Raw genomic sequence first — 23,966 nt, 5'->3', positions numbered from 1 at the left:
GCATTTTTATATCCTGGAAAAAATCAGGACTGACTGGAGGGCGTCGGCGTAACCGGCGTTGCAGTAGGAGCCGTAGCCGCGTGCGTCGGCGCGGAGACCGAGTTGGCCGTGGAAACGGCAGGGGTGGCAGGCTTGGCCGCGACAGCCGGCTTGGGCGCTGCTGGTTTTTTCGCGGCCACAGGCTTCTTCGCGGCAGCGGGTTTTGCCGCTGGCTTGGCGGCGGCAGGTTTGGCGGCAACCGCTTTAGCCGCAGGTTTGGCGGCAGGTTTTGCAACCGCCTTGGCCGCAGGTTTTGCAGCGGCTTTAGCGGCGGGTTTCGCGGCCGGCTTGGCAGCTGGTTTAGCGGCGGGCTTGGCAGTCGCTTTTGCAGCGACTGGCTTAGCGGCCGGTTTTGCCGCAGGCTTGGCTGCCGCGGTTTTGGCCGCTGGTTTGACGGCGGCCTTCGCGGGTGCCTTGGCCGCTGGTTTGGCCGCAGCTTTTACCAGGGGTTTGGCGGCGGCTTTAGCGGCTGGCTTGGCGGCAGCCGTTTTAGCGGCAGGCTTAGCCGCGGCGGTTTTCACTGGAGCCACTTTGGCGCCGGTGAGTTTTTCGATTTGCTTGGTCAGGGTATCGACCTTACTGTGCAGCGCCTTCAGTTCCGCTTTGCTGGGAACGCCCAAGCGTGAAATGGCACTGTTAAGGCGCTTGTCCAACGCCCCTTCGAGTTCGCCCCAAGTCCCCAATACCTGTTTCTTCGCATCGCTGATGCGTGAACCGGCGGTCGCTTTAGCAGCACCCACTTGTTTACCCACTGCGCTCTTGGTCAACTTCTCGGCCTTTTCGCCGTCTTTAACCAAAGTCTCGAAGAGTTTGCTGCCGTCACTGTCGATCTTCGAGTACACGCCTAAACCAGCGAGCCAGATTTTGCGGGAATATTCTTCAACTTTCCCGACCCACGAGCTGCCTTCTTTCTGAGTAGTCTTTTTAACAGCCATCCCGATGTCTCCTTAGTGTTTACGCGCGACACGTTCGAGCAATGCCGTCAGCTCTTCGAGCTTAGCAGAGAGTGTCTCCACGTCATGTTTAGACGCAATGCCGATTCGATTCAAGGCACTTGCAACGCGAGTATCAAAAGCTTTTTCAACTTTATCCAGCTGAACTTCTACCAGACCTTTGACAATGGTGACATTACTCTTGACTTGGTCAATCTGACTGTTGGCGGCATCAAGTTGTTCAACGGCAACTTTTTTACCTTTACTTTCAATATGTTGACCACTCTTAACGAGCTCTTTGAAGTACTCGCCGCCCTCGCTGCCGACCTTGGCATAGGCACCAAGACCTGCCAGCCAGATCTTGCGTGCGTAGGTTTTAACGTCAGTCAGGGCGCCGGTTTGTACGTCGATTTTTTTTCTTCAGGATAACTTTGGCCATGGTGCACCTCACGCAGGATAGGGTGGAGGAACGGCCCGCAGGAGTTGAGGGCGTGGGCACAAAGTAGGGTTAAAAATTAGAATCGGCACCCTAAGAACACGCGCTCAGGCCAATGCCTTATCCAGGGCTTTCTCGATTTCGGACTTGATAGTGCCGCTCATGGCCGACATCAACAGGCCCAGTTCCACATCGATGCGCAGAGAATCATCGGCCACTAATACTGTGCCTTTCACCCCGGAGCGCTTGAGGTTCAAGGTATCGCCAGACCACGACGGCTCCAGGCCATATTGCTCCTTGAGTTTGAGCGCCAACTTCTCGGCCTTCGCCCGCGCCCCTTCTTTACCCAGGGCATGTGCCCGCTCAACGGTTATACGGGCCATCGCGATGATTCCTCTTTATAGGGATTTGAATACCTTCGATGCGGCAAAAGGTCTCGGTGGGTAGCTATCTTACCTGCAGCCTTGCCAAGACAAAGCAGGCCTTGGGGATTATCATGTCCCGCATTCTCTTTTGGTGACAGCGATATGACTGATCAGCGCAAAGGCAGCGATGCCGAACCCACCACTCACTTCGGCTTCAAGAACGTCCCGGAAAGCCAAAAAGCGGAAAAAGTCGCTGAGGTGTTCCACTCAGTCGCCGCCAAGTACGACCTGATGAATGACGTGCTTTCCGGCGGCATGCACCGCCTGTGGAAGCGGTTCACCATCGAGTTGTCGGGCGTGCGCACTGGCAACCGCGTGCTCGACATCGCCGGCGGCACGGGCGACCTGGCGGCCAAGTTCTCCAAGCTCGTCGGCCCCACCGGCCAGGTGGTGCTGGCGGACATCAACGGTTCGATGCTCAAGGTCGGCCGCGACCGCCTGCTCGACAAAGGCGTCGCCGGCAATATCGAGTTCGTCCAGGCCGATGCCGAAAAGCTGCCGTTCCCCGACAACCATTTCGACTGCGTGACCATCGCCTTCGGCCTGCGTAACGTCACCCACAAGGAGGACGCGATCCGCTCGATGCTGCGCGTGCTCAAGCCGGGTGGGCGCCTGTTGGTGCTGGAGTTCTCCAAGCCGACCAACGCGCTGATGTCCAAGGTCTACGACACCTACTCCTTCGCGTTCATGCCGTTGATGGGCAAGCTGATCACCAATGACGCCGAGAGCTATCGCTACCTGGCCGAGTCGATCCGCATGCACCCCGACCAGGAAACCCTGAAGTCGATGATGGTAGAAGCCGGTTTTGACCGTGTGACCTACCACAACATGACTTCCGGCATCGTCGCCCTGCACCGCGGTATCAAGCCCTGATGCTGCTGCAAGGCCTGCTCGCCAGCGTCGAACACGGCCTTAACCGTGTGCTGCGCCTGGACAGTACCGCCCTGGCTCGGCTCGCGCATCTGAACGGCAAGATCATCGCCGTCGACTGCACGAGCCCCGCCTTGCAGCTGTTTATCCTGCCCAGCGATGAAGGCCTGTTGCTAGCCAGCCACTGGGCCGCCGACGCCGACTGCACCCTGCGCGCGCCGGCGTCGAGCCTGCTGCACCTGGCGCTGAGTCGCAACAAGACCGCCATCCTGCATAGCGCCGAAGTGGCACTGGAAGGCGACAGCTCGGTGCTGATGGACCTCGCCGCCGTGCTGCAAGACCTGGAGCTGGATTGGGAATACGAGCTGTCACGCTGGATCGGCCCCGTCGCCACCCACTTGATCAGCGGGCACCTGCGCAGCCGCTCGCGCTGGTACCAGCAAGGGTTCGCCAGCCTCAACCAGAACCTCGCCGAATACCTGAGCGAAGAATCGCGCACCCTGGTCGGGCAGCGGGAAGCGCAAGCGCGCTTTCGCGAACTCGACAAGGCCAAAATCGACCTGGAACGCCTTGAGGCGCGCTTCGAGCGCCTGAGCCGTTCCCTTGATCCAAGCGATAACGCATGAAGCTGCTCGCCGTCCGCCGTTTGTTTCGTATCCAGCGCGTCGTAATCCGCTACCGTCTCGATGACCTGCTGTTCGCCCTGCCCCTGCCGTGGTTCCTGCTGGCGGTGCGCTACGTGCTGCCGTGGCGCTGGTTCCCGCGCAAACAGCTGGAGCTGAGCCGTGGCGCGCGCCTGCGCCTGGCGTTGCAGGACCTGGGGCCGATCTTTATCAAGTTCGGGCAGATCCTCTCCACGCGTCGCGACCTGCTGCCCGAAGACATCGCCGATGAGCTGATGCTGCTGCAGGACCGCGTACCGCCGTTCGATTCCAAGCAGTCGATGGCGTTGATCGAGGCACAACTGGGCAAGCCGATCAGCGACGTGTTCAGCCGCTTCGATGTCGAGCCGCTGGCCTCGGCCTCGGTGGCGCAAGTGCACGCCGCGCAGCTCAAGAGCGGTGAAGAAGTGGTGGTGAAAGTGATCCGCCCCGGCCTCAAGCCGATCATCGGCCAGGACCTGGCATGGCTGTTCATCCTCGCCCGCGCCGCCGAACGTTTCAGCGCCGATGCTCGCCTGCTGCACCCGGTGGACGTGGTCGCCGACTACGAAAAAACCATCTACGACGAACTCGACCTGCTACGCGAAGCCGCCAACGCCAGCCAGCTCAAGCGCAACTTCGAAGGCTCACCACTGCTCTACGTGCCGCAGGTGTATTGGGACTGGTGCCGCCCCAAGGTGCTGGTGATGGAGCGCATCTACGGCGTGCAGGTCACCGACCTCGCCACCCTGGCCGACCAGCGCACCGACATGAAGATGCTCGCCGAGCGCGGCGTGGAGATCTTCTTCACCCAGGTATTTCGCGACAGTTTCTTCCACGCCGACATGCACCCAGGCAACATTTTCGTCAGCACCGTCAACCCGTGGAGCCCGCAGTACATTGCGATCGACTGCGGCATCGTCGGCAGCCTCACCCCGGAAGACCAGGACTACCTGGCGCGTAACCTGTTTGCCTTCTTCAAGCGCGACTATCGCCGCGTGGCGCAGTTGCACATCGATTCCGGCTGGGTGCCGGCGGAAACCAAACTCAACGAATTCGAAGCGGCGATCCGTACGGTGTGCGAACCGATCTTCGAAAAACCGTTAAAAGATATTTCGTTCGGTCAGGTGTTGATGCGCCTGTTCCAGACCGCGCGGCGCTTCAACATGGAAGTGCAACCGCAGTTGGTCTTGCTGCAAAAAACCTTGCTCAACATCGAGGGCCTGGGCCGCCAGCTGTACCCGGACCTAGACCTGTGGAACACCGCCCAGCCGTTCCTGGAACGCTGGATGCGCGAGCGCATGAGCCCCAAGACCGTGCTGGGCAACCTGCACAGCCAGATGGAGCAACTGCCGCACCTGGCCAACATGACCCGCGACCTGTTGGAGCGCATGTCCCAACCCCACGCCAAGGACCCGGAGCCGCCGTGGCGCAAGCGCAAGGACGACTGGTTCCTGCGCCTGCTCGGCGCCGCGCACCTGGTGGGCGGGGTCATGCTGGCGATTGGCGGCCCGTTGAATCAGTTGGGCCATTGGCCGGCCGGCATCATGGTCGCCGTGGGCGTTTATCTGATCGTGCGTCGATAGCCGATCCGGTTATACACTGTTGCAAATTGCCGGAGCCGAACATGAAAGACTGGCTGGACGAGATCAAATGGGACAGTGACGGCCTGGTGCCGGCCATCGCCCAGGACTACAAGACCGGGCGCGTGCTGATGATGGCCTGGATGAACCGCGAGGCCCTGAGCCTCACCGCCACTGAGCAGCGCGCCATTTACTGGTCACGTTCGCGTGGCAAACTGTGGCGCAAGGGCGAAGAGTCCGGACATGTGCAGACCCTGCATGAGATACGCCTGGACTGCGACGCCGACGTGGTAATCCTCAAGGTCGAGCAGATCGGCGGCATCGCTTGCCACACCGGCCGTCACAGCTGCTTCTATCGCGTGTTCGAGAACGGCGAGTGGAAGGTTGTAGAACCGGTGCTCAAAGATCCGCACGCCATTTATTCCGCAGGACACTGACCATGAGCGATACCCTGAACCGCGTGGCCCAGGTACTGGAAGACCGCAAAGGCGCGGACGCCGACAGCTCCTACGTCGCCAGCCTGTACCACAAGGGCCTGAACAAGATCCTGGAAAAGCTCGGCGAAGAATCCGTCGAGACCATCATTGCCGCCAAGGACGCGCAAATCAGCGGCGACTGCAGTGATGTGATCTACGAAACCGCCGACCTGTGGTTTCACAGCCTGGTCATGCTCGCCCAACTGGGGCAGCATCCGCAGGCCGTACTGGATGAACTGGACCGTCGCTTCGGCTTGTCCGGGCACGCTGAGAAGGCCTCGCGTCCGTCCGCCTGAATAATTTTTATCGAGGATTTGCAGCATGGGCATTTTTGACTGGAAACACTGGATCGTCATTCTGGTAGTGGTGGTACTGGTGTTCGGCACCAAGAAACTCAAAAACCTGGGCACCGATGTCGGCGAATCGATCAAGGGCTTTCGTAAAGCCATGAACGACGACGAAAAACCCGCCGACCCTGCGGCCAATCCCGTACCGCCGGCCCAGCCTGCACACCCGCAGGCCAGCCAGCCGATCACCGAGCGTCGTACCTTCGACGTGCAGGCTGAGAAAGTCGAAGAGCCGACCCGCAAAGACTCGTGAGCACTGACTAATGTTTGGTATCAGCTTCTCTGAACTGCTGCTCGTCGGCCTCGTGGCCCTGCTGGTACTGGGGCCGGAACGCCTGCCCGGTGCCGCGCGCACCGCCGGCCTGTGGATCGGGCGCCTGAAACGCAGTTTCAACGCGATCAAACAGGAAGTTGAACGGGAAATCGGCGCCGACGAGATCCGCCGGCAACTGCATAACGAACATATCCTGTCGTTGGAGCAGGAGGCGCGCAAGATTCTCTCGCCGGTGCAGGAGCCGGCCAAGCCGGTGGAGCCTGTGCCTGAGCAGGCCGCCCCGCACGTCGTCGACGCCACGCCAGCCGCGCCCCACCCCAACGAGCCTGCGCCGACGCCCGTTGCGTCGCCCGCCCCCCATGACCCAACATTGCCGCCGCGAGCCCCATGAGCGCTGATAAACCGGAAAACGACCAGCACATGCCGCTGGTCTCGCACCTCACCGAGCTGCGTACCCGCCTGCTGCGTTGCGTAGCGGCCATCTTCATCATCTTTGCCGGGCTGTTCGCCTTTACCCAGCAGATCTACACCTTCGTCTCCACGCCACTGCGCCAGTATCTGCCGGCCGGCGCGACGATGATCGCCACCGACGTCTCATCACCGTTCCTCACACCGTTGAAGCTGACGATGATGGTCTCGCTGTTCCTGGCGATCCCGGTGATCCTGCATCAGATCTGGGGCTTTATCGCGCCGGGCCTGTACAAGCACGAGAAACGCATTGCGGTCCCGTTGCTGGTGTCGAGCATCCTGCTGTTCTACACCGGCATGGCGTTCGCCTACTTCCTGGTGTTCCCGTTGATCTTCAAGTTCTTCGCCGCCGCCACCCCGGCCGGCGTGGAGATGATGACCGACATCACCAGCTACCTCGACTTTGTGATGACGCTGTTCTTCGCCTTTGGCGTGGCCTTCGAGATCCCGGTGGCCGTGGTGCTGCTGGTGTGGATCGGCGTGGTCAACGTGCAGTACCTGAAGAAGATCCGCCCGTATGTGATCATCGGCTGCTTCGTAGTCGGCATGATCCTGACCCCGCCGGACATTTTCTCCCAGACCCTGCTGGCCGTGCCGATGTGGATGCTGTTCGAGATCGGCATTCTGTTCAGCGGCCTGATCAGCAAGCGCGGCGAACACCCGGATGACAGACCCGCCGACGACGACCAGCCGCCAGCGACCCAGCCGTGAACCTGCTGCTACTGGAAGAGGCCGACTTTATAGCGGCCGACCGCGTGGTGCTGCGTGATCGGCGCCTGGTACATATGCAGGAAGTCCACCGCGCCGCCGTAGGCGACAACCTGCGGGTTGGGCGCATGGGTGGCTTGATGGGCAATGCACACTTGCTGCGCCTGGAAGCCAGCGAAGCCGAGCTGCAGGTGAGCTTCGACCAGCCGCCCCCGGCCAAACTGCCGCTGACCCTGTTGCTGGCCCTGCCGCGCCCGAAAATGCTGCGTCGTGTGCTGCAAACCGTGGCGGCGATGGGCGTGCCGAAGGTGGTGCTGGTCAACAGCTACCGGGTGGAAAAAAGCTTCTGGCAAACCCCGTTTCTGGAACCCGAGGCGGTTCGCGAACAACTGATCCTCGGCCTGGAACAGGCGCGGGACACGGTGCTGCCCGAGATCATCATCGAGAAGCGCTTCAAGCCATTCGTCGAAGACCGCCTGCCGGCGATGACGCAAGGCACCCGGGGCCTGGTCGGCCACCCCGGCGACTACCCACCCTGCCCGCGTGGCCTGGATGAACCGGTCACATTGGCCATCGGCCCCGAAGGCGGCTGGATCCCCTACGAAGTCGACCTGCTGACCAAGGCCGGCCTGCAACCGGTGCAGCTCGGCGCACGCATCCTGCGGGTTGAAACCGCCGTGACCGCGTTGCTCGCCCGACTGTTCTAACCACAGCACAGATCCGATGTGGCTATAGATTCCTGCGCTCATGCCGATAACCCCTGCAATAAGTCCAAGCCGTGCTCCAGGGGAGTTTGCAACATGTACCGTGCGTTAGCCGAAAAGCTGGGTAATGTCAGCGTCAAGACCAAGCTGGGCGTGGGCTTTGGCCTGGTATTGCTGTTGACGCTGATCACGACGTTCACCGGCTGGACCGGGCTCTCCGGGGTGATCAGCCGTGGCGACAAGCTGGGTTATATCGCCAGCCTCAACGACCTGACCAAGGACCTGCGCATCGCGCGCCTGGACTTCGAAATGCGTCGCGGCGAGCAGGGCCCGACAGCGGTCAATGGCTTCCTTGGCCAACTGGAAAGCGGCTTGAAAACCGCGCGCACATTGATCGAGCAACCCGCCGACATCGTCTTGATCGACGACCAACTCGCTGCCGTCGACCAATACAAACGCGCCTTCGACGCCATGGTCCAGGCCGGGGCCAACCGCGAAAACGCCCGCAGCAAACTGGGCGACACTGCCGACAACGCGGTAATCAAGGTCGGCGAAGTGGAAAAAACCCTGTTGCAGGGCGACAGTGTCAGCCAGTTCAACAGCATCGTCGGCCTGAGCAAACTGATCCAACAGGCGCGTTTCCAAGTGCGCGGCTACACCTACAGCGGCAAGGTCGAGGCGGAACAGCCCGCGCTGGACGCCATCGACAACGCCTTGAAGAAAGCCACTGAGCTGACCGGCCAACTGCCTGAACAATTTTCGACCAACCTGCAACAGGCCGGCGTTTCGCTGCAAGCCTACCGCGCAGCGGTCAGCCAGTACCGCGACTCTCAGGTGGCGAGCGCCGCCGCACTGAAAATCATGAGCGCCCAGGGCGATATCCTGCTGGATCGCAGCAACAAACTCACCGTTTCGCAGACCGTGGTCCGCGACAACGACGCCGCACAAGCCAAACAACTGCTGGCGCTGGCCACCACCCTGGCGCTGATCTTCGGCCTGGTTGCCGCATGGGCCATCACCCGCCAGATCATCATTCCGCTGAACCAGACCCTGCAAGTGGCCGAACGCGTCGCCTCGGGCGACCTGAGCCACAACCTGAACTCGCTGCGCCAGGACGAACTGGGCCAACTGCAACGGGCCATGCAAAGCATGACCCTGGGCCTGCGGGAACTGATCGGTGGTATCAGCGATGGCGTCACCCAGATCGCCAGCGCCGCCGAGCAGCTGTCGTCCGTGACCGAACAGACCAGCGCCGGGGTCAACAGCCAGAAGATCGAGACCGATCAGGTCGCCACCGCCATGAACGAGATGGCTGCGACCGTACAGGAAGTGGCACGCAACGCCGAAGAGGCCTCGGAAGCCGCCGTCGCGGCGGACCAGCAGGCTCGCGAGGGCGACAAAGTGGTCGGCGAAGCCATCGCCCAGATCGAGCGCCTGGCCACTGAAGTCGGTAATTCCACGGTTGCCATGGCCGACCTGAAGCAGGAAAGCGACAAGATCGGCAGCGTACTCGACGTGATCAAATCCGTGGCCCAGCAAACCAACCTGCTGGCCCTCAACGCGGCCATCGAAGCCGCGCGAGCCGGTGAAGCCGGGCGCGGTTTCGCCGTAGTGGCCGACGAAGTACGCAGCCTGGCCCAGCGTACCCAGAAGTCCACCGAAGAGATCGAAGAGCTGATTGTCGGCCTGCAGAGCGGCACCCAGCAGGTGGCGACCATCATGGACAACAGCCGCAGCCTCACCGACAGTAGCGTCGAGTTGACCCGCCGCGCCGGCAGCGCCCTGGAAAACATCACCCGTACCGTCTCGACCATCCAGGCGATGAACTCGCAGATCGCCACCGCCGCCGAACAGCAAAGCGCCGTGGCGGAAGAGATCAACCGGAGCGTGCTGAACGTGCGCGATGTGTCGGAACAAACCTCGTCGGCCAGCGAAGAGACCGCCGCATCCAGCGCCGAACTGGCGCGCCTGGGTGTCTACCTGCAAACCCTGGTCGGTCGCTTCCGCATCTGACCGACGCTGCGCGGCGGCCGATCAAGGCCGCCGCACCTTGCGAAAGTTCCTACGCAGTTATCAGCCCGCGATCACCCCGAATCGATTTAGCGTTTCTGCTCGAAGCGCTTTTTCAGATTGGGAGGTGCAGTATGTTTGCTCGACTGACCCGCTTACTGGCCAACGCCAGCATTCGTCTCAAACTCGCCCTGGGCTTTGGCCAAGTGCTGATGCTGAGCCTGATCATCGCCATGACCGGCTGGCAGGCCCTCAATGCTGTGCTTGCTCGATCAGCCAAGCTCTCGACGCTGGGGCAGCTGGCGGTTGCGGCCGAAACCATGCGTGCCGACTGCATTGTGTATCGCACCCTGACGGACACCAGCAGCCTGGGAAAAATCGGCGTAGAGATTGAAAAGATCGAACAGCATCTGGCCGTCCTCTCAAGCCGCATGGGAGACCCGGCCGACCAGCAACGCCTGGAGCAAGCCACCCGTTTGGTGACGGGTTTCAAAGCGGCTCTTGCCGAGTTGCCGTCTTTGATCGAACGTCGTGAGCGCGCGCGCAGCCCCCTGCAAAACAGTGCGCTTCAGGCCAGCGACACCCTGGCCCAGTTCGCCAGTGACCTGCCCGACCAGGAAGACCAGAACGCCCTGGATACGATCGAAGACCTGCGCCAAGCGATGGCACTTGCCGACGACGGCACGCAAAAACCCGCGTGGGCGGCCGAGTCACTGCAAGCCTATGCCGAAGCCGTCGGCAAGGCGCTCGACGCCCTGGAGGTCGCACAGTCGGCCGTCATGGACCTGCCCGTCGATTCCGCCCAGCTCAAAGCCGACCTGGCGACCTACCGCGAGCAATTGGTCGCGCTCAAAGACGCTCAGTTCAACACCGAGACGATGCAAAACCGACTCGAACAGCACGTCGACCAGTTGCTGGAGCAAAGCGACCTACTGAGTCAGGCGCAAATCTTCAAACGTGACCGCGAGGCCAGCCAAACGCGCACCCTGCTGATCAGTGTCACCCTCGCCTGCGTAGTGCTCGGCGCCCTGACCGCCGGGTGGATCGGCCGCCAGATTGCGCTGCCGCTGCGCCAGGTGCTGGCGGTTGCCGGCCGTATCGCCAAGGGCGATCTCAGCCATGACGTGAAGGTGGAACGTCGGGATGAGGTGGGCCAGTTGCAACACAGCATTAGCCTGATGACGCGCAATTTGCGCGACCTGATCAGCGGCATCGGGGACAGCGCTGGGCAAATCGCCAGTGCCGCCGGGCAACTCACGGCCGTGACCGAACAGACCCGCGACGGGGCCAACAACCAGAAAGACGAAACCGATCAGGTCGCCACGGCCATGAATGAAATGCTCGCCACCGCCCACGAAGTCGCCCGGCACGCCGAACAAGCGTCGTTGGCGGCGAATGAGGCAGACCAGCAGGCCAGCGCCGCAGACAAGGTGGTCGCATTGGCCATTGAACAGATTGGTAACCTGGCCAGCGAAATGACCCTGTCGGGCCGGGCCATGCTGACGCTGCAGCAAGAGAGCAAAAAAATCGGCAGCGTGCTGGACGTGATCAAATCCGTGTCCCAGCAGACCAACTTGCTGGCGCTGAACGCCGCCATTGAAGCCGCACGCGCAGGCAGCGCCGGCGAAGGCTTTGCCGTGGTGGCCGACGAAGTGCGCAGCCTGGCCCAGCGCACTCAGGAGTCAGCCGAAGAAATCGAGGCGTTGATTCTGGGCCTGAATAAAGGCACCCAACAGGTGGCAGACATCATGGACAGCAGCGGCAACCTGACCGACTACAGCGTCAGCCTGACCCGCGACGCCGGCGAGGCGCTGGCGGCCATTACTCGCACGGTGTCGGTCATCCAGGAAATGAACCCGCAGATCGCCGCCGCCGCCGAACAGCAGAGCGCCGTGGTCGAAGAGATCAATCGCAGCGTGTTGAAGGTACGGGATGTGTCTGAACAAACCGCCGCCGCCAGTGAGGAGACGGCGGCGGCCAGTGTTCAACTGACAAGGCTGAGCCTGGATCTACAAACGCTGGTCGGTAAATTCAGGCTATGAGGTTTACCCCATGACCCCTTACTCAGGACCTTGGTGTTACAGGACCTGACGCAGGAACGCCTGGGCACGCGGGTCTTTCGGGCTGTCGAAGAATTCGGCCGGGGCGGCGTCTTCCAGCAACTTGCCATGGTCGAAGAACAGCACCCGGTCGGCCACTTCACGGGCAAAGCCCATTTCGTGGGTGACGCACACCATGGTCATGCCTTCCAGGGCCAGGGTCTTCATCACGTCGAGTACTTCGCCGACCATTTCCGGGTCGAGGGCCGAGGTGGGCTCGTCGAACAGCATCACCTTGGGCTCCATCGCCAGGGCGCGGGCAATCGCCACACGCTGTTGCTGGCCGCCGGACAGCCGCGAGGGGAACTCGTTGGCCTTCTGCGCAATGCCGACTTTTTCCAGCAGCGCCAGGGCCTTGGTTTCGCGCTCTTTCTTGCCGCGCTTGCGCACCACTTTTTGCGCCAGGCACAGGTTTTCCAGCACGGTCATATGGGGGAACAGGTTGAAGTGCTGGAACACCATGCCGACTTCGCGGCGATAGGCGTTCACGTCGGTTTTCGGATCAGCCAGTTGCAGACCGTCGATGCTCACCGAGCCGGAGTCGAATTCCTCCAGGCCATTGAGGCAGCGCAGGAACGTGGATTTACCCGAGCCGGACGGCCCGATCACCACCAGCACCTCACCCTTGGCCACCTGAGTGGTGACGTGGTCCACCGCGCGCACCACCTGGCCACGGGTGTCGAAGACTTTTACCAGATCGCGGACTTCAATCACTTTGGGCGAGCCTCCGCTCAAGCCGGCTGGCCATTTTCGACAGCGGCAGGTTGATCAGCAGGTACAGGCCTGCAACGCAGAACAGGATTTCAAACGGCGAGAACGAGGTGGTGATCACCTCGCGGCCGCTCTTGAGCAATTCGGTAATTGCGATCACCGACACCAGCGAGGTGTCTTTCACCAGGCTGATAAATTGCCCGGCCAGGGGCGGCAGCACGCGCTTGAATGCCTGCGGCAGCACCACATGGCGCATCGACTGGCCGGCACTCAGGCCCAGGGAACGCGCGGCTTCGTTCTGGCCACGGGTGATGGACTGCACGCCGGCGCGGACGATTTCCGCCACGTAGGCGCCGGTGAACAGCGACAGCGCGGCGATCCCGGCGAATTCCCGGGACAGGTTGAGCACCGTGCCGATAAAGAAATAGAAAATGAAGATCTGCACCAATAACGGCGTGCCGCGCACAAGTTCGACGTAGATTGTCGACAGATCGCGCAGGGTCGGGTTGCTGGACAGCCGGCACAGCCCGGTGGCCAGGCCAATCGCCAGGCCCAGGACGCCGGACACCACCGACAGCCACAGCGTGGTCCACAAGCCCCACATCAGCGGGCCCAATGCCCAATGGCGGTTCACACCGATGACATCGCCCTCGGCCACGTCATCGCCGCGCGCCACTTGCAGGCTGTTGTCGGCAACCATCACTCGTTGTTCGGTACCGGCGTCGTTGCGCAGGGTCACTTCGGCAACGTCGCCTTTGCGGACCAACTCGATGACGGTGGAGATATCCGCCGCCCGCTGAGCCTCTTCGGCCTGATAGGCGAAGTACTGCGGCACACGGTTCCAGCGCCATTCGTAGGACATCAGCGAGGTGGCGTAATACAAGGCGCCCGCCAGGCCAACCAGCACGACCACGGTCAGCAGGTGCCAGGGCCATTGGGCTTTTTTCTGTTTCATTTCAGGTTCCGGGATTGGTGTCGCCTGTGAGGCCGCTTGCGCGAGCAAGCCCGCTCCCACACTTGACCGAGTTCCAACATGAGAATGCGGTCGAATGTGAGAGCGGGCTTGCTCGCGAAGGGCGCGCCTCGGTCTAAAGCCTTATTCCATGTCCTTGAGCCACTCGGAGCTCTTGAACCACTTGTCATGGATACGATCGTAGGTGCCGTCATTCTTGATCTGGTGCAGGAAGTTATTGATGAAGTTGACGCTGTCGTAGTCGCCCTTCTTCAGGCCAAAGGCCAATGGCTCAAACGTGAAGGGTTCGTCGAGGAACACCAGCTTGCCGTTACCCACCTTCTTCTCGGCCACCACGTTGTACGGTGCGTCGTAGACAAACGCGTCAGCCTTGCCGTTGACCACGTCCAGCACGCCTTCCTGCTCATTGTCATAGCCGTGGTACTTGGCTTTGGCGATCAACTTCTTGGCGACCATCTCACCGGTGGTGCCCAGCTTGGAGGTCAGGCGGTATTTCTCGTCGTTGAGGTCTTTGTAGGACTTGATGGTGCCTTCCAACTCTTTGCGGATCAGCAGGGTCTGGCCGACCACGATGAAGGGTTCGCTGAAATTCAGGCGCAGGTTGCGTTCCTGGGTCAGGGTCATGCCGCTGCCGATCATGTCGAACTTGCCGGTCAGGAAGGCCGGGATGATGCCGTCATAACCGGTGGACACCAGCTCCAGCTTGACGCCCATGGACTTGGCCATGGCCTTGAGGATGTCGACTTCAAAACCGATGATGTCACCGCGCTTGTCTGTCATTTCGAACGGCATGTAGGTCGGGTCCATGCCGACTTTCAATGTGCCGCGCTTGACCGCATCGTCGATGGCACCGGCCTGCGCCGCGTTGACCGCCATCAGCGCGGTGATGCCTAGCAGCAGCATCGAAAGATACTTTTTCATCATCAAATCCCCTGAACGTTTCTTATAAGATCGGCGCGCAAAAGGGCCGCACCCAGTCGGGGTGCGATGCTAACCCACTCGCTGTCTGCCACAAAGGTTTCACGGGTAATTGTTGTCGGCATATGTCGCAAAAGCCCCACAAGGGTGCAGCCAAGCGCACGAGGTAGACACCTGCCCGTATCGCGTCGGTATCGGACGGTTATGTAAGCAGTTATGACTTCGAGTCGATTTCGCCGAGCCAGGCGGTGTCCTTGAACCACTTGTCATGCAGCCGATCGTAGGTGCCGTCCTGGGCCACTTGGTTGAGGAAATGGTTGATCCAGTTGAGGCTGTCGAAATCACCTTTTTTCACGCCAAACGCCAAGGGTTCGAAGGTGAAAGGTTGCTCCAGTAAAAGCAGCGCGCTGTTTTCCGGGCGGCTCAGGGCGATCAGGTTGTAGGGCGCATCGTGAACAAACGCATCAGCCGCACCGATCACAACCTGGCGCACGCCTTCTTCCGGCGTCGCAAAGCTGCTCACCCGCGCCGCGCCCAGAAAGCGCTGCGCCGCGGACTCGCCGGTGGTGCCTTCGGTGGCAGCGATCCGGTAGCTGGCATCGTCGAGGTCTTCAACACTGGCAACTTTGCCGAGCAGGCCGGGGCGCAACAGCACGGTCTGGCCCACCACGATGAAGGAGTCACTGAAGTTCAGCGCCAGGTTGCGCTCCTGGGTAACCGTCATGCCGCTGCCGATCAGGTCGAAGTGCTTGGCCTGCAGGCCCTTTATCAGCTCGGTGTAGGGCACCGAGACCAGTTCCAGCTCCACGCCAAGGGCCTGGCTCATCACCTTGAGCAGGTCGATTTCAAAGCCGACGATGCGCCCCTGCTTATCGGTCATTTCGAAGGGGACATAGGTGGGTGTGGTGCCCACTTTGAGCACCCCGCGCCGCACCGCGTCATCGATGGCACCGGCCAGCGCCTGGCCAGTGTGAATTAATGCAACAGCGCCAAGCAGCAAGGCCGAACAATACCTTTTGATCATGGATCCCCCTGTGACCGAGTCAGTTTTGGGGGGCGATCCTACCCCAGCCGCACGCAGGCAAATACGCCTCGAACGAGGGTCTTTTGTTTCGAAATAACAGAGGGTCAGAACGACAAAGAAGAGACGCAAAACGCTGTAGGACCAGCGTTTGAAACACCCCCGAGGTGAGCCCTCGGGGGTGTCTGAATCAGGCCGGTTGGGCCTGGGACGACAGCGGTTGCAGCGGCAGCAACGGCGCGTGCGGGTCGGCTTTGATCGAGTCACGCCAGGCGGCCAGCCACTCGGCATGCCCTTCGCTCCAGACCTGCTCGTGCAGGCGGCCCAGGGCCACCGGGTCACTGAGCAAGGCAACACGCTCGGCGTTGTTGAGGCCGGCAGGGCCGACTTTCAACGCATGGCGAACGCGCTCGGTACGCAGGTATTCGATCGGCTCGGCCTCACGGTGACGCGAAGTCGCCAGGGCACACGCCAGGGCGTTCTGCTGCGGGTCGACCACCGAACGCACAAACCCGTCGTGCAAGGCGTGCCAGCGGTTTTCGTGGGTGTACTTCTCGGTCGACTGCAGCGCTTGCGGCGGGTTGTATTCCTCAGGAATCAGGAACAGGCTCTCGTCGCGAGACTTGAGGCCCAGGTTCACACGGCTGGAGATCACCGATACCGGAATCGACAGCATCAGCGAACCGACGATCGGCACCAGCCACCACAGGAAGCTTGGGTTCAACCACACCACCAGCAGGGCCCACAGGAAGCCCAGCAAGGTCTGGGTCCCGTGACGCTTGAACGCCTCGCCCCAGGTGGTCGAGTCGTCGTCACGCTTGGGCGAGTTCCAGGTGGCGGCCCAGCCGAGGAACGCGGCAAGCACGAAACGGGTGTGGAAAATCATCCGCACCGGCGCCAGCAGCATGGAGAACAGCATCTCCAGCAGCATCGACATGGTGACCTTGAACTTGCCGCCGAACTCTTTCGCGCCCTTTGCCCAGATCAGGATGATGCTCAGCAGTTTAGGCAGGAACAGCAGCACGATGGTGGTGGAAAACAGCGCCACCGCCTTGTCCGGATGCCATTGCGGCCACAGTGGGTACAACTGGCGGGGTGCCATGAAGTACTGGGGTTCCATCAGGGTGTTCACCGCCAGCAAGGCCGTGGACAACACCAGGAACAGAAACCACAACGGTGCCGACAGGTACGACATCACGCCGGTCAGGAACACCGCACGGTGCACCGGGTGCATGCCTTTGACCAGGAACAGGCGGAAGTTCATCAGGTTACCGTGGCACCAGCGACGGTCACGCTTGAGTTCGTCCAGCAGGTTGGGCGGCAGTTCTTCGTAGCTGCCCGGCAGGTCGTAGGCAATCCACACGCCCCAGCCGGCACGGCGCATCAGCGCCGCTTCAACGAAGTCGTGGGACAGGATGGAGCCGGCGAACGCGCCTTTACCGGGCAAAGGCGCCAGGGCGCAGTGCTCGATAAACGGCTTCATGCGGATGATCGCGTTGTGACCCCAGTAGTGGGATTCACCCAGCTGCCAGAAGTGCAGACCGGCGGTGAACAGCGGGCCGTACACACGGGTGGCAAACTGCTGCATGCGCGCATACAGGGTGTCCATGCCCGACGCACGTGGCGCGGTCTGGATAATCCCGGCATCCGGCGTGGCTTCCATCAGGCGCACCAGGCTGGTCAGGCATTCGCCGCTCATCACGGAGTCCGCGTCGAGCACGACCATGTACTTGTAGTCACCGCCCCAACGACGGCAGAAGTCGTCCAGGTTGCCGCTCTTGCGCTTTACGCGACGGCGACGACGGCGATAGAAGATCTTGCCGAAGCCACCGGCTTCGCGGCACACGTCGAGCCAGGCTTGCTGTTCGGCGATACAAATGTCGGCGTCATTGCTGTCGCTGAGCACGAAGAAGTCGAAGCGATCGAGGTCACCGGTGGCGGCCACCGATTCGAACGTCGCCCGCAGGCCGGCGAATACACGCGGCACGTCTTCGTTGCAGATCGGCATCACCAGCGCGGTACGCGCCTCTTTCGGAATCGGCTCGTCGCCGGCACTTTTACCGGAGATGCGGTATTTATCGTGACCGGTGAGCAGTTCAAGAAAGCCCATCAAGGCCGTCCAGAAACCCGCCGACACCCAGCAGAACAAAATCCCGAACATGATCAGGATGCTGGTTTGCAGGGCGTAAGGCAGAACCTGGGTAGCCGTTTGCAGCAGGGTCTGGTTGCGGATCTCGTCGAAGTCGACCAGCGACCAGCCCTGGTACGGCATGATGCCTTTCATGTACCAGCCGGCCACGATGGTCTGGCCGAGCATCAGCACCAGCAGGATGTAACGACGGATCGAACCGACCGTACGCCAGCGCGCGGCCGGCAATACGCGTTCATCCTTCGGTGGTTTGGGCGGGTTGCTGCGGCCGGTGATACGACGCCAGCCACGCACCAGGATGTTGGTGCGCCACGGCTCCGGTACCACGCGAGTGCGACGAATCGGCGGCGTGGCCTTGAGGCACACACGGCCGCTCGCGTCGAGCGCGAGCATTTCGGCGTCTTGCAACTCTTCGGCCGTGCTGAGGTTCAACCGGCTGCCAACCGACGCTTGGGCGGCGTCGGCTGGCGCATCGAAGGTCGATGACGACAACCGCTCGTGCAACTCGCTGAAGGATGCGCAGCCCGCCAATTCGGCACGCTGCTCAGCGGTCATCGGTAGATGCGCCAGATACTCGGAGAGCGTCTCTGGCCGGGCTTGAGAATTACTCATCGGCAGGCAACTGATAGCTCCAGGTTTCGGTCAGGACTTGCTCGGTCTTGATCGGCTCCGGTGTGGCTGGGGCAGCTTCTGGCTGCTTGGCTTCCTTGTCTTTCGCGTCTTTCTTGGCCTGTTTCTCGTGCTGCTTGGCCAAGACCTTGTCGGCCTTGAGCACCTGGGTAGAAACATGCTCAGGCTCGGCCTGGGGAACGTCCTGCACCAGGGCCGCACGCATTTCGGTCGGTTTGCTTGCGTCCTTGATCTTCATGCGCAGGGTCAGGCGCCAGCCTTTGGTGTGTTCGTTGTAACGCACGCTGTTTTCCACCAGTTCAGCGTTGTCACCCACGCTCACCTGGCTGCGCACCGGGGCGTCCGGCAGCAGTCGCTTCAGGGCCGGGCCCTCGAAATCGACCAGGTAAGCCACGCTGCCGTCCGGCTGACGGATCAGGTTGGATTGCTTCACATCGCCAGTGGAACGCAAGGTCTGCTTGACCCAGGCGCTGTCCGGCGAGTGGAACGCGGCGTCGTCGAGGGTCCAGTGCAGGCGGTAGGCCACTTCGAGCGGCTGACCGACTTCCGGCAATTTCTCCGGGCTCCAGAAGGCAACGATGTTGTCGTTGGTTTCATCGGCGGTCGGGATCTCGACCAGGTCGACGGAACCCTTGCCCCAGTCGCCTTCAGGCTCGATCCAGGCGCTTGGACGCTTGTCGTAGTTGTCGTCCAGGTCTTCGTAGTGGCTGAAGTTGCGGCCACGTTGCAGCAGGCCGAAACCGCGCGGGTTTTCCACGCTGAAATTGCTCACCGACAGGTGTTTCGGGTTGTTCAGCGGGCGCCAGATCCACTCGCCGTTGCCGGCATGAATCGACAGGCCACTGGAGTCATGCAACTCGCGACGGTAGTTGAGCACCTTGGACGGCTGGTTCGCGCCGAACAGGAACATGCTGGTCAGCGGGGCAACGCCCAGCTTGCTGACCTTGTCGCGCAGGAACATCTGGGATTTGACATCGACAACCGTGTCGGTACCCGGGCGCAGGATCAGGCGATAAGCGCCGGTCGCGCGTGGCGAATCCAACAGGGCAAAGATCACCAGGTGCTTGTCACCCGGTTTTGGACGCTCGATCCAGAACTCGGTGAAGCGCGGGAATTCTTCGCCGGACGGCAGCGCAGTGTCGATTGCCATGCCACGCGCGGACAGGCCATACACCTGGTCCTTGCCGACAACGCGGAAATAGCTCGCGCCGAGCATGGTCATGATTTCGTCTTGCTTGTCGTTCTTGTTGATCGGGTACAGCACACGAAAGCCGGCATAACCCAGCTGTTCGGTGGCTTTAGGATCAAACTTCACGTCACCGAAATCGAAACGCGACGGGTCGTATTTGATTTCCTGGACGCTGTCAGCGGTGACTTCGTTGATTTTCACCGGTGTATCAAAGTGCATACCCTGGTGATAGAAGGACAGCTTGAACGGGGTGTTCTGATCGGCCCATTCGGCTTTTTCGTTGCGGAAACGAATCTTCTGGTAGTCCGCGAACTTCATTTCACGGAATTCGTTCGGCAGATTGCTGCGCGGAGCTTCGTACTTCTGCCCGGCCAGCTCTTTTGCCTTGGCCGACACATCATCCAGACTGAATGCCCACAGTTGACCCGCGCCGAACAGGCAAAACAGGGCAGAGCCCGTCACCAGTGCGTTTCGTAACCGTTTGGCAGACAATTTTGGTGCATTACAGGGACTAACAATCACGAGCAACCCTCGCCGAAAACAGATCAAAAAACCAACGGCCAGCTATCTATATGCCAGGTTGGCGAGCATTGTTCCGACTCCCATGGGTCAAAATGATTCCCCAATGGTTGTCGGACAAGTCTCTACCTAAGTCAAAAATGGACCAAACAACGCTGATCCCCGTAGCGCGCGATTATCTAGTAGCCCGCGAGACAACGCATCAGGGGCAACGAAGTATTTGTAGCGAAAACCTGCGTTTTTAGGCATTAAAAGTCGTTTTTAATACATTCACGTCTGTAAGAGAAAGGTCACAGGGCCATCATTGACCAAATGCACCTGCATATCGGCGCCAAAACGCCCCGACGCCACCTTGCCATGCAATTGTTGCGCTTGTAACAACAGGTGCTCAAAAAGCGCCTCTCCCAAGGCCGGCGGTGCGGCTTTCGAGAAACTTGGCCGCAGCCCGCTCTTGGTGTCCGCCGCCAGGGTGAACTGCGACACCAGCAGCAAACCGCCGTCGATATCCTTGAGCGACAGGTTCATCTTGCCTTGGTCATCGCTGAACACTCGGTAGTTCAGCAATTTGTGCAGCAGCTTATCGGCGCTCTCCGGGGTATCTGAAGGTTCGACCGCCACCAGCACCAGCACCCCCTGGTCAACCGACCCGATGACTTCGCCCGCCACCTCGACCCGGGCGCCACGCACCCGCTGTAACAAACCTTTCATGCTTCTTCAGGCGGAAGATCAAGCAGGCGCCGTGCCATCTCGCTGGTCGCACGGACCAATGCATCGGTGATGCCAGGCTCGGAGGCCGCATGGCCCGCCTCGCGAATTACCTGCAGCTCGCTGTTCGGCCAAGCTTGATGCAGCTCCCAGGCGTTATCCAGCGGGCAGATCATATCGTAGCGGCCGTGGATGATTACGCCAGGCAGATGGGCGATCTTGTGCATATCGCGGATCAGTTGGTTGGGCTCAAGGAATGAGTTGTTGGTGAAGTAGTGGCACTCGATACGCGCGATGGACAGGGCGCGCTGCGGCTCGGAAAACCGCTCCACATGCTGCGGGCTCGGGCACAGGCCCAGCATGCGGCCTTCCCACCCGGACCAGGCTTTGGCGGCGTGCATCTGCGCGATCTGGTCGTTGCCGGTGAGGCGCTTGTGGTAGGCGGCGATCATGTCGTGGCGCTCTTCCGGTGGGATCGGCGCGAGGTAATCCTGCCAGTAGTCCGGGAACAGACGGCTCGCGCCCTCCTGGTAGAACCAATGGATGTCCTGCGGGCGGGCGAGGAAAATGCCCCGCACGATCAGGCCGTGTACACGCTCCGGATGGGTTTGCGCGTAGGCCAGGGACAGGGTCGAGCCCCAGGAACCGCCGAACAGCACCCACTTTTCGATGCCCAGGTGCTCGCGGATGCGCTCAAGGTCGGCGACCAGGTCCCAGGTGGTGTTGTTTTCCAGGCTGGCGCGGGGGGTGGAACGCCCGCAGCCACGCTGGTCGAAGGTGACGATGCGGTACAGGTTCGGGTCGAAATAGCAGCGGCTCTGGGCATCACAACCGGAACCAGGGCCACCATGGATGAATACGACGGGCAAGCCTTCGGGAGAGCCACTTTCATCGACGTACAGCGTGTGGGTGTCATCGACTGCCAGATCGTGCCGGGCGTAGGGTTTGATCTGCGGGTACCAAGTCTGCATTGCGCGCTCCGTAGGGGTTCGGGTTCATCCCTGGGGGGACATCTTTTATTGTGCCGTCCGGCACTATAAACCCGAATTGTGCAATCAGCATGTCCTTGCGCACTCAGACCTGTGTCAGCTCGCGCCTGTTCGGCCTCCCTTACCGGTAGCGGTTTTGCCCCCAAGCCAACAAACCCTCCAGCAATTGCTTAAGCACCACCCGAGTCGGCTCGGCCAGGTCAGGTCGATAGCGAAACGGCTCCATTTCTTCCATATAGGTGCTTTGACACAACTCCAGCTGCACCGCATGAATATCCTGCGCCGGGTTGCCGTAGTGCCGGGTGATGTGGCCGCCCTTGAAGCGCCCGTTCAGCACATGGGTGTACGGGGGATGCTGGGCGCAGATGGCTTCCAACTGACTGGCCAATTCCGGGTCACAGGCGACGCCGTTGAAGGTGCCGAGGTTGAAGTCCGGTAATTTGCCTTCGAACAGGTGCGGGATCACCGAACGGATCGAGTGGGCGTCAAACAGCAGCGCGTAACCGAACTCAGCCTTGAGGCGTGCCAGTTCTTCCTGCAGTTGGCGGTGATACGGGCCCCAGATTTTTTGCAGGTAGCTGGCACGTTCCTCCTCGGAGGGCGCCTGCCCTTCACGGAACAACGGCACGCCGTCAAACAGCGTCTGCGGATAGAGGCCGGTGGTGGCACCGGCATAGAGCGGTTTGTTATCGGAGGGCCGGTTCAAGTCGATGACAAACCGTGAGTACTGTGCCGAGAGCGTGCTGGCGCCCAGCTCTTCGGCAAAGTCATATAACCGCGGGATATGCCAGTCCGTATCCGGCAGGCTTTGCGCCTCGGCAATCAGCCCGGCCTCGACCGCAGGGGTAAGGCGCAGCCCGGCGTGGGGCATGCTGATTAGCAGCGGCACACGGCCTTGTTTGAAATTCAGAACCTTATCCACAGCAATGCTCCTTAAACGGTGACGTCGACGCCATGGCGCACGACGCGTTTATCCAGTTCGCCGCCCAGCCAGTAGGCCAGGTCGGCGGGGCGATCGATCTGCCAGGCGACAAAGTCGGCAACCTTGCCCACTTCCAGCGAACCGTGGGTGTCGCCCATGCCCAACGCGGTCGCCGCATGTTGCGTGGCGCCGGCCAGGACTTCTTCCGGGGTCATTCGGAACAGGGTGCAGGCCATGTTCAACATCAGGCGCACCGACAGCGCCGGCGAGGTGCCAGGGTTGAGGTCGCTGGCGATGGCGATCTTCACGCCGTGCTTGCGCAACGCGTCCATCGGCGGCAACTGGGTTTCACGCAGGAAGTAAAACGCACCCGGCAGCAAGACCGCGACGGTGCCGGCGGCGGCCATGGCGATGGCATCTTCTTCAGTCATGAATTCCAGGTGGTCCGCCGACAACGCCTGGTAACGCGCCGCCAGGCTGGAGCCGTGCAGCGACGACAGTTGCTCGGCGTGCAGCTTCACCGGCAGGCCCAGTTGCCGCGCAACCTGGAAGACTCGCTCCACCTGCTCGGTGGAAAACGCCAGGTATTCGCAGAACGCATCCACCGCATCCACCAGCCCTTCAGCCGCCAGCGCCGGAAGCATCTCGTTGCAGATGTGCTCGATGTAATCGTCGGCATGGTCCTTGTACTCGGGCGGTAACGCATGGGCCGCCAGGCAGGTGGCGCGCACGCTGACCGGCAACGCTTCACCCAGGCGACGAGCCACGCGCAGCATCTTGCGTTCGTTGGCCAGGTCCAGGCCGTAGCCGGACTTGATCTCCACGGTGGTCACGCCATCACGCAGCAAACTGCGCAGGCGCTTGTGCGCGCCGGCAAACAGTTCGTCTTCGGTGGCAGCGCGGGTGGCACGCACGGTGCTGGCAATACCGCCGCCCTGGGCCGCGATCTCGGCGTAGCTCACGCCCTGAAGGCGTTGCTCGAATTCGCCGCTGCGATTGCCGCCGAACACCGTGTGGGTGTGGCAGTCAATCAGCCCGGGGGTGACCCACGCGCCTTGCAGGTCGTGCCGTTGGGCGTAATCCGCCACCGGTACTTCGCTGCGCGGGCCGATCCACTCAATCAGCGAGCCGGCAGTGACCATGGCGGCATCCTCGATGATCGAGTAGTTGCCGCCTGCCATGGTTGCGACGTGGCAGTGTTGCCAAAGGGTTTTCATCAACGCCTCCC

23 protein-coding genes and 2 pseudogenes are annotated in these 23,966 nt (G+C 61.3%); 12 read left to right on the top strand and 13 right to left on the bottom strand.

The window, feature by feature from the left end; translation table 11 throughout:
- Nucleotides 1–23: 23 nt before the first annotated feature.
- From AB4O25_RS20585 to AB4O25_RS20575, 3 genes and pseudogenes are all read right to left on the bottom strand, one after another.
- Complete coding sequence (locus AB4O25_RS20585) at nucleotides 24–974, bottom strand: phasin family protein (protein WP_116078961.1); 951 nt, start codon at nucleotides 972–974, stop codon at nucleotides 24–26.
- Nucleotides 975–986: 12 nt separating this feature from the next.
- Nucleotides 987–1,410: pseudogene (locus AB4O25_RS20580) on the bottom strand (phasin family protein).
- Between the two features lie 104 nt (nucleotides 1,411–1,514).
- Nucleotides 1,515–1,790, bottom strand: a complete 276-nt coding sequence (locus AB4O25_RS20575) for a polyhydroxyalkanoic acid system family protein (RefSeq protein ID WP_017526546.1) — start codon at nucleotides 1,788–1,790, stop codon at nucleotides 1,515–1,517.
- A gap of 144 nt (nucleotides 1,791–1,934) precedes the next feature.
- Here AB4O25_RS20575 and ubiE point away from each other — a divergent pair, with 144 nt between their 5' ends.
- The 12 genes and pseudogenes from ubiE to AB4O25_RS20515 all read left to right on the top strand — a co-directional run bounded on the left by ubiE (nucleotide 1,935) and on the right by AB4O25_RS20515 (nucleotide 11,955).
- Nucleotides 1,935–2,705, top strand: coding sequence for a bifunctional demethylmenaquinone methyltransferase/2-methoxy-6-polyprenyl-1,4-benzoquinol methylase UbiE (gene ubiE, locus AB4O25_RS20570; protein WP_003171186.1), 771 nt, complete (start codon nucleotides 1,935–1,937; stop codon nucleotides 2,703–2,705).
- Nucleotides 2,705–3,328, top strand: coding sequence for a ubiquinone biosynthesis accessory factor UbiJ (locus AB4O25_RS20565; RefSeq protein WP_017526548.1), 624 nt, complete (start codon nucleotides 2,705–2,707; stop codon nucleotides 3,326–3,328). Before ubiE ends, AB4O25_RS20565 begins: the two co-directional genes overlap by 1 nt.
- Nucleotides 3,325–4,929 (top strand): ubiquinone biosynthesis regulatory protein kinase UbiB, encoded by a 1,605-nt coding sequence (gene ubiB / locus AB4O25_RS20560; RefSeq protein ID WP_017526549.1) that lies wholly within the window; start codon nucleotides 3,325–3,327, stop codon nucleotides 4,927–4,929. The genes AB4O25_RS20565 and ubiB overlap by 4 nt, the downstream gene beginning before the upstream one ends.
- 41 nt (nucleotides 4,930–4,970) lie before the next feature.
- Entirely contained in the window at nucleotides 4,971–5,363 is a 393-nt protein-coding gene (gene hisI / locus AB4O25_RS20555) for a phosphoribosyl-AMP cyclohydrolase (protein WP_017526550.1), read from the top strand.
- A 2-nt stretch (nucleotides 5,364–5,365) separates the two neighbouring features.
- Nucleotides 5,366–5,698, top strand: a complete 333-nt coding sequence (locus tag AB4O25_RS20550) for a phosphoribosyl-ATP diphosphatase (protein WP_003209299.1) — start codon at nucleotides 5,366–5,368, stop codon at nucleotides 5,696–5,698.
- 25 nt (nucleotides 5,699–5,723) lie between these two features.
- Nucleotides 5,724–6,002 (top strand): twin-arginine translocase TatA/TatE family subunit, encoded by a 279-nt coding sequence (locus AB4O25_RS20545; RefSeq protein ID WP_017526551.1) that lies wholly within the window; start codon nucleotides 5,724–5,726, stop codon nucleotides 6,000–6,002.
- Nucleotides 6,003–6,012: 10 nt separating this feature from the next.
- Nucleotides 6,013–6,414, top strand: coding sequence for a Sec-independent protein translocase protein TatB (tatB, locus tag AB4O25_RS20540; protein ID WP_017526552.1), 402 nt, complete (start codon nucleotides 6,013–6,015; stop codon nucleotides 6,412–6,414).
- Nucleotides 6,411–7,202: a twin-arginine translocase subunit TatC gene (gene tatC / locus AB4O25_RS20535; protein ID WP_017526553.1), complete on the top strand. Its 792-nt coding sequence runs from the start codon at nucleotides 6,411–6,413 to the stop codon at nucleotides 7,200–7,202. The genes tatB and tatC overlap by 4 nt, the downstream gene beginning before the upstream one ends.
- On the top strand, nucleotides 7,199–7,906 hold the full coding sequence (locus AB4O25_RS20530; protein ID WP_017526554.1) for a 16S rRNA (uracil(1498)-N(3))-methyltransferase: 708 nt from the start codon (nucleotides 7,199–7,201) through the stop codon (nucleotides 7,904–7,906). The genes tatC and AB4O25_RS20530 overlap by 4 nt, the downstream gene beginning before the upstream one ends.
- A 93-nt stretch (nucleotides 7,907–7,999) precedes the next feature.
- Nucleotides 8,000–9,010, top strand: a pseudogene (locus AB4O25_RS20525) (methyl-accepting chemotaxis protein); the annotation flags it as partial.
- A 33-nt stretch (nucleotides 9,011–9,043) separates the two neighbouring features.
- Nucleotides 9,044–9,916: a methyl-accepting chemotaxis protein gene (locus AB4O25_RS20520; RefSeq protein ID WP_439653351.1), complete on the top strand. Its 873-nt coding sequence runs from the start codon at nucleotides 9,044–9,046 to the stop codon at nucleotides 9,914–9,916.
- A 131-nt stretch (nucleotides 9,917–10,047) separates the two neighbouring features.
- Entirely contained in the window at nucleotides 10,048–11,955 is a 1,908-nt protein-coding gene (locus AB4O25_RS20515; protein WP_460149933.1) for a methyl-accepting chemotaxis protein, read from the top strand.
- A 36-nt stretch (nucleotides 11,956–11,991) separates the two neighbouring features.
- Here the strand turns inward: AB4O25_RS20515 and AB4O25_RS20510 are convergent, their stop codons facing one another.
- The 10 genes from AB4O25_RS20510 to hutI all read right to left on the bottom strand — a co-directional run bounded on the left by AB4O25_RS20510 (nucleotide 11,992) and on the right by hutI (nucleotide 23,955).
- Entirely contained in the window at nucleotides 11,992–12,726 is a 735-nt protein-coding gene (locus AB4O25_RS20510) for an amino acid ABC transporter ATP-binding protein (RefSeq protein ID WP_017526557.1), read from the bottom strand.
- Nucleotides 12,719–13,678 carry an amino acid ABC transporter permease gene (locus AB4O25_RS20505; RefSeq protein WP_017526558.1) on the bottom strand — a complete coding sequence of 320 codons (960 nt, stop codon included), beginning with the start codon at nucleotides 13,676–13,678 and terminating at the stop codon, nucleotides 12,719–12,721. Before AB4O25_RS20505 ends, AB4O25_RS20510 begins: the two co-directional genes overlap by 8 nt.
- A 141-nt stretch (nucleotides 13,679–13,819) precedes the next feature.
- On the bottom strand, nucleotides 13,820–14,617 hold the full coding sequence (locus tag AB4O25_RS20500; protein WP_065879499.1) for a transporter substrate-binding domain-containing protein: 798 nt from the start codon (nucleotides 14,615–14,617) through the stop codon (nucleotides 13,820–13,822).
- Nucleotides 14,618–14,828: 211 nt separating this feature from the next.
- Nucleotides 14,829–15,638, bottom strand: coding sequence for a transporter substrate-binding domain-containing protein (locus AB4O25_RS20495; RefSeq protein ID WP_065879500.1), 810 nt, complete (start codon nucleotides 15,636–15,638; stop codon nucleotides 14,829–14,831).
- Nucleotides 15,639–15,825: 187 nt separating this feature from the next.
- Nucleotides 15,826–18,396 (bottom strand): glucans biosynthesis glucosyltransferase MdoH, encoded by a 2,571-nt coding sequence (gene mdoH, locus AB4O25_RS20490; protein ID WP_017526561.1) that lies wholly within the window; start codon nucleotides 18,394–18,396, stop codon nucleotides 15,826–15,828.
- Complete coding sequence (locus AB4O25_RS20485) at nucleotides 18,389–20,068, bottom strand: glucan biosynthesis protein G (RefSeq protein ID WP_223271434.1); 1,680 nt, start codon at nucleotides 20,066–20,068, stop codon at nucleotides 18,389–18,391. Before AB4O25_RS20485 ends, mdoH begins: the two co-directional genes overlap by 8 nt.
- Before the next feature lie 324 nt (nucleotides 20,069–20,392).
- Nucleotides 20,393–20,830, bottom strand: a complete 438-nt coding sequence (gene dtd, locus AB4O25_RS20480) for a D-aminoacyl-tRNA deacylase (protein ID WP_017526563.1) — start codon at nucleotides 20,828–20,830, stop codon at nucleotides 20,393–20,395.
- On the bottom strand, nucleotides 20,827–21,798 hold the full coding sequence (gene pip / locus AB4O25_RS20475; RefSeq protein ID WP_017526564.1) for a prolyl aminopeptidase: 972 nt from the start codon (nucleotides 21,796–21,798) through the stop codon (nucleotides 20,827–20,829). Before pip ends, dtd begins: the two co-directional genes overlap by 4 nt.
- A 139-nt stretch (nucleotides 21,799–21,937) precedes the next feature.
- Entirely contained in the window at nucleotides 21,938–22,738 is an 801-nt protein-coding gene (gene hutG / locus AB4O25_RS20470) for an N-formylglutamate deformylase (RefSeq protein WP_017526565.1), read from the bottom strand.
- Between the two features lie 11 nt (nucleotides 22,739–22,749).
- Nucleotides 22,750–23,955 carry an imidazolonepropionase gene (gene hutI, locus AB4O25_RS20465; RefSeq protein WP_065879502.1) on the bottom strand — a complete coding sequence of 402 codons (1,206 nt, stop codon included), beginning with the start codon at nucleotides 23,953–23,955 and terminating at the stop codon, nucleotides 22,750–22,752.
- Between the last annotated feature and the right edge of the window lie 11 nt (nucleotides 23,956–23,966).

This window comes from Pseudomonas sp. S3_A03 (assembly GCF_054668275.1).
The sequence above is the reverse complement of the archived record's forward strand: the minus strand, read 5'-3'. Positions and strand labels throughout refer to the sequence as shown.

What these genes read in the sequence shown, in the direction of transcription:
- AB4O25_RS20565 (WP_017526548.1), top strand. Translation starts at nt 2,705, where the DNA reads ATGCTGCTGCAAGGCCTGCTCGCCAGCGTCGAACACGGCCTTAACCGT.
- ubiE (WP_003171186.1), top strand. Translation starts at nt 1,935, where the DNA reads ATGACTGATCAGCGCAAAGGCAGCGATGCCGAACCCACCACTCACTTC.
- AB4O25_RS20495 (WP_065879500.1), bottom strand. Translation starts at nt 15,638, where the DNA reads ATGATCAAAAGGTATTGTTCGGCCTTGCTGCTTGGCGCTGTTGCATTA.
- ubiB (WP_017526549.1), top strand. Translation starts at nt 3,325, where the DNA reads ATGAAGCTGCTCGCCGTCCGCCGTTTGTTTCGTATCCAGCGCGTCGTA.
- AB4O25_RS20505 (WP_017526558.1), bottom strand. Translation starts at nt 13,678, where the DNA reads ATGAAACAGAAAAAAGCCCAATGGCCCTGGCACCTGCTGACCGTGGTC.
- hutI (WP_065879502.1), bottom strand. Translation starts at nt 23,955, where the DNA reads ATGAAAACCCTTTGGCAACACTGCCACGTCGCAACCATGGCAGGCGGC.
- hisI (WP_017526550.1), top strand. Translation starts at nt 4,971, where the DNA reads ATGAAAGACTGGCTGGACGAGATCAAATGGGACAGTGACGGCCTGGTG.
- AB4O25_RS20545 (WP_017526551.1), top strand. Translation starts at nt 5,724, where the DNA reads ATGGGCATTTTTGACTGGAAACACTGGATCGTCATTCTGGTAGTGGTG.
- AB4O25_RS20550 (WP_003209299.1), top strand. Translation starts at nt 5,366, where the DNA reads ATGAGCGATACCCTGAACCGCGTGGCCCAGGTACTGGAAGACCGCAAA.
- tatB (WP_017526552.1), top strand. Translation starts at nt 6,013, where the DNA reads ATGTTTGGTATCAGCTTCTCTGAACTGCTGCTCGTCGGCCTCGTGGCC.
- tatC (WP_017526553.1), top strand. Translation starts at nt 6,411, where the DNA reads ATGAGCGCTGATAAACCGGAAAACGACCAGCACATGCCGCTGGTCTCG.
- AB4O25_RS20575 (WP_017526546.1), bottom strand. Translation starts at nt 1,790, where the DNA reads ATGGCCCGTATAACCGTTGAGCGGGCACATGCCCTGGGTAAAGAAGGG.
- AB4O25_RS20515 (WP_460149933.1), top strand. Translation starts at nt 10,048, where the DNA reads ATGTTTGCTCGACTGACCCGCTTACTGGCCAACGCCAGCATTCGTCTC.
- AB4O25_RS20585 (WP_116078961.1), bottom strand. Translation starts at nt 974, where the DNA reads ATGGCTGTTAAAAAGACTACTCAGAAAGAAGGCAGCTCGTGGGTCGGG.
- AB4O25_RS20500 (WP_065879499.1), bottom strand. Translation starts at nt 14,617, where the DNA reads ATGAAAAAGTATCTTTCGATGCTGCTGCTAGGCATCACCGCGCTGATG.
- AB4O25_RS20520 (WP_439653351.1), top strand. Translation starts at nt 9,044, where the DNA reads ATGCAAAGCATGACCCTGGGCCTGCGGGAACTGATCGGTGGTATCAGC.
- dtd (WP_017526563.1), bottom strand. Translation starts at nt 20,830, where the DNA reads ATGAAAGGTTTGTTACAGCGGGTGCGTGGCGCCCGGGTCGAGGTGGCG.
- pip (WP_017526564.1), bottom strand. Translation starts at nt 21,798, where the DNA reads ATGCAGACTTGGTACCCGCAGATCAAACCCTACGCCCGGCACGATCTG.
- mdoH (WP_017526561.1), bottom strand. Translation starts at nt 18,396, where the DNA reads ATGAGTAATTCTCAAGCCCGGCCAGAGACGCTCTCCGAGTATCTGGCG.